The organism is Microbacterium sp. P2_F9 (assembly GCF_056403635.1).
In genome coordinates this window covers 1-4,309 of the sequence record NZ_JBFUFC010000257.1, presented here as the reverse complement: position 1 = coordinate 4,309, position 4,309 = coordinate 1, and the positions used below count along the sequence as shown (strand labels likewise).

3 protein-coding genes and 1 pseudogene are annotated in these 4,309 nt (G+C 71.2%); 2 read left to right on the top strand and 2 right to left on the bottom strand.

Annotated elements, in window-relative coordinates; genetic code table 11:
• On the bottom strand, positions 1–555 hold a 555-nt coding region (locus AC1DVT_RS18300; RefSeq protein WP_477390594.1), incomplete at its 3' end, for a hypothetical protein.
• Positions 556–732: 177 nt separating this feature from the next.
• Here AC1DVT_RS18300 and AC1DVT_RS18295 point away from each other — a divergent pair.
• Both AC1DVT_RS18295 and AC1DVT_RS18290 read left to right on the top strand, forming a co-directional pair.
• Positions 733–1,734: an ATP-binding cassette domain-containing protein gene (locus tag AC1DVT_RS18295; protein ID WP_477390592.1), complete on the top strand. Its 1,002-nt coding sequence runs from the start codon at positions 733–735 to the stop codon at positions 1,732–1,734.
• Positions 1,731–2,540 carry an ABC transporter permease gene (locus AC1DVT_RS18290; protein WP_457099486.1) on the top strand — a complete coding sequence of 270 codons (810 nt, stop codon included), beginning with the start codon at positions 1,731–1,733 and terminating at the stop codon, positions 2,538–2,540. The genes AC1DVT_RS18295 and AC1DVT_RS18290 overlap by 4 nt, the downstream gene beginning before the upstream one ends.
• A 57-nt stretch (positions 2,541–2,597) precedes the next feature.
• Here the strand turns inward: AC1DVT_RS18290 and AC1DVT_RS18285 are convergent.
• Positions 2,598–4,309, bottom strand: a pseudogene (locus AC1DVT_RS18285) (ATPase); the annotation flags it as partial.

Here is a 4,309-nt window from a genome sequence, read left to right as displayed (position 1 = left end):
CTGCACGCTCGCCACGAGCCCCGCCGCGGCCACCAGGGCGAGCGGCACCGGCACGACGGCCTGCGCGGCGCGCACGACCCCGGCAGCCTCCGTGAGGGTGGCAGAGAGTCCGCCCTCTGTCGATGCACCTTCGGGCGCGAGGCCGGGCACCGCCTGGGCGAGCACGGCGAGGTCGTGCAGATCGACGGCGATCGCCCCGGTCGCCCAAGGGTCGAAACGCGTCGGGTCGACCGTGAGCGTCCACCGCGAAGTGCCACCGGGCCCGGCGGGCTGGATCTCGATCTGCAGCGAAGAGCCGAACCGGCCGCTGAGCAGTCGTGCGACCTGATCCGCCTGTGCCGCGGGATGCGCCGTCGCGGGGATCTCGAGGATCGTGGTCTGCGCGGAGGCTCCGCCGCGCTCGACCGCGCCGACCACGGCCGATCGCATCGCACCCGTGAGCCAGCCCAGTGCGGCGGCGAGCGCGATCACGACGATGAGAGCCGTACCGGCGATCGCCCAGAGCAGACGTGATTGGGCGCGAGCGCGGGCCACCGCCAGCAGCTGTCCCGCCACGTCACCTCCTCGTCCGGCCGGTCCGAGTCTCGCATATCCGCCCCCGCCGCCCGACTCGCGCGATGGCGCGCGCTGACCGGCGGATGACAGCGCTGTGACAGCGTCCCTGACGCGATGACCGCGGGATGACAGCACGTGCGACGCACGATGAGATCACGCCACAGAAAGGCAGACACCATGACTTCATTCCCCTCCGCATCGCGCACGCTCGCGGTGCGCGCCGAGGGTCTCGTCAAGACCTTCGGTGACAACCGCGCGGTGGACGGCGTCGACCTGCAGGTCGAGGCCGGCACCGTCTACGGCGTGCTCGGGCCCAACGGCGCGGGCAAGACCACCACCATCCGTATGCTCGCGACGCTGCTGCGCCCCGACGGCGGGCATGCCGAGATCTTCGGCCACGACGTCGTCCGCGAGCCGCAGATCATCCGTCAGCTCGTCGGCGTCACCGGACAGTACGCGTCGGTGGACGAGACGCTCTCGGCCACCGAGAACCTGGTGATCTTCTCCCGCCTCCTCGGGCTGTCCCGCGCCGACTCCAAGCGCAAGGCCGTCGAGCTGCTCGAGGAGTTCGGACTGACCGCAGCCGCCAAGCGACCGCTCAAGCAGTTCTCCGGTGGCATGCGCCGCCGCCTCGACCTCGCGGCATCCCTCATTGCGCGGCCGCCGCTCATCTTCCTGGACGAGCCGACCACGGGCCTTGACCCCCGCACGCGCGCCCAGATGTGGGACACCATCCGCCGGCTCGTCTCCGATGGCTCGACCGTGCTGCTGACCACGCAGTATCTCGACGAGGCCGACCAGCTCGCCGACCGCATCGCGGTCATCGACACCGGCAAGGTCGTCGCCGAGGGCACGTCCGACGAGCTCAAGTCGTCGATCGGCACCTCGAGCCTGCAGCTGCGCCCCGCGGACCCCGCCGACCTCGAGGCCGTGGGCCGCGCGGTCGAGCGCGTGCTGGGCGTCCCGGCGACGGTGAGCCCCGAGCGCGGACGCCTCACCGCCCCCATGCAGAACCCCGACCTCGTCACCGAGCTCCTCCTGACGCTGCGTGAAGCGGACATCCGCCTCGCCGAGCTCAGCGTGCAGAAGCCCACCCTCGACGAGGTCTTCCTCACCCTCACCGGTCACGGCGTCACCGACGCCGAAGCCCAGCCCGAGCTCGAAGGGAGCCTGGCATGACCTCGCTCGTGTATTCCCCCGATCGGCCGCTGCGCAACCACGTCAGCCTCCGTCAGACCGTCAGCAACACGTTCACGATGGCCGGACGCGGGCTGCTCAAGGTGCGCCGCACCCCCGAGCAGTTCCTCGACGTCACGATCCAGCCGATCGTGTTCACCGTCATGTTCGCGTACATCTTCGGCGGCGCGATCGCCGGCAGCGTCGAGGACTACCTGCCCTACCTGCTGCCGGGCATCCTCGTGCAGACCGTCATCACGACCTCGGTGGTGACCGGCGTGCAGCTGCGCGAAGACATGGAGAAGGGCGTGTTCGACCGCTTCCGCTCGCTTCCGATCGCCAGGGTCGCGCCGCTCGCAGGTGCCCTCCTGGCCGACACCCTGCGGTACCTGATCGCGACGACCATCACCTTCGCGATCGGCTACGTGATGGGCTATCGCCCCGACGGCGGATTCTCGGGCGTCGTGCTGGGGGGCCTGCTCGTCATCGCGTCGGCATGGGCGCTCAGCTGGATCTTCGCGTTCTTCGGCGTCATCGCCCGCTCGGCCGCGTCGGTGCAGGGGATCTCGTTCCTCATCCTGTTCCCGCTGACGTTCCTCTCGAACGCGTACGTGCAGAAGGACACCCTGCCGCCGGCACTGCAGTGGTTCGTCGAGATCAACCCGGTGACGCACCTGGTCTCCGCCACGCGCGCACTCACGATGGGCGTCTCAGCTGGTGGCGACATCGTCGCGACGATCGTCGGCGCCGCCGTCGTCGTCGCGGTGTTCGCGCCGCTCACGCTGCGGGCCTACATGCGGCGCGCCTAGGAGAAGCGGACACTTCGACTCGCTTCGCTCGCTCAGTGCAAGTGCCGAGCGGCTGTCCTATGCGGACGGCTGCGGCAGCAGGGCCGCCAAGGTGTCGAGTTCGTCCGATGCGGCGCCGGAGAGATCCGGCGCCGCATCGTCGTGACCGGGGGCCAGCCGCTCGGTGACGAACCGGTGGAACGGATCGGCTGTGTCAGCCCGGCCCCGTCGCGCGGCCGAGACGTCGAGTGCGCGCCGGGCTGCGGCATCCTGCCCCGTCAACGCGAGCCAGCCGGCGAGACTCAGCGCGACATCCGCGATGATCGGCTGATCGCCGCTGCGCTGTGCGAGGGGAAGGCCCTGCGTGATCGCTTCGGCGGCCTCGTCGGCACGTCCGCAGAGCAGCAGCGCCTGCGCGCGCTTGGACAGCGCCCACGCCGTCACCTGTCCGGGAAAGTCGGGGGCGAGGAGCGTGGAAACCACGTCGAGGTGTGCGAGGGCGGCCTCGCCGTCGCCGGCCGCGATCTCGATCACTGCGGCGCTCATGCGCGACTGCGCGAGGGCGCGGTCCGACCCATCAGCGCGTGCCAGGCGGTCGACGTCGGCGACCCTCGCCCTGGCATCGTCGAGCCGGCCGAGGCGGATGAGCAGGTTGACCCCCTGCGCACGCTGCTGCAGAGCGTCGGTCACCGACGTCAGCCCTACGAGATCGGCTGTCGCGGCGTCGGCGAGCTCGAGCGCCTCCTCCAGCCGGCCCTCGAGCATGAGCCATTCCGAGCGCATCTGGCTCGAGAATGCCGTTGCCCACACGTCGCCCAGCGCGCGGAACGTGTGCACCGCGCGTTCGCTTTCACTCCCGAGGGTCTCGACGTCGCCGCTGTTCTGCGCGAGCGCGGACCGCATCATGCTGACGAAGGCCCGGGTCCACTCGGGTGCGGCGGACGGCACAGCCGGGATGCGGAAGCTGCGCGACCACAGCGATTCCCCMGACGTTCGGGCGATCGCCTCGCTCGCACCGGCGAAGAGCGGGGGGAGAACCGCGGTCAGCTCCGACGGATGCTGGGCCGCCGCCTGCACGATCCGGTCGGCGGTGCGGTCGAAGGATGCGGAGAGTTCGGTGGTGGCGGCGCCGTCGGCGGACGCCTGCATCGCGGCGCTCACCGTCCGGAAGATCGTCGCAACGCCGTCGACCACCACCGCCGCCTCCGAGTCGAGGGTGCCGTCCTCGGACGAGAACGCCGTGATCCCCGCTTCGAGCCGTTCGAAGCGCTCGCGCATGATCGACTCCCAGAGGGTGGCGCGGACGAGCTCGACCCCCGTCGGGTGAAGCCGGGGCTGCTCGGTGCACGTGCGCAGCGCCGCCGTGAGGTTCTCCTCGTTGGCGTCGAACCACTTGAGGCCGGCGCGCACGTGGGGTCCTCGCAGCAGCGCGTCGCGCGCGAGGGCGAGCTCGGCCATCGACTGCGCGTGGCGCGCCCGCGCCCGCCCTTCGCGTCCCGTCGCGCGCAGGCGGTCGAGCCCGTACTCGCGGACGGTCTCGAGCATCCGGTAGCCCCCGTCGTCGCGGCGCAGCAGCGAGCGGTCGACGAGCGACTCGAAGGCCGCGGCATCCGTCTCGAATCGGCGCGCGACGACGACGGCGTCCGCCGCGACGATCCCGTCCGGAAAGACGGATGCTGCCAGCAGCGCCTCGCGTTCGCCCTGGCCGAGCGTCTCCCAGCTCCAGTCGATGAGGGCGCGCAGAGTCTGGTGGCGCGGATCCGAGGTGCGCGGACCGGTGGCGAGCAGGG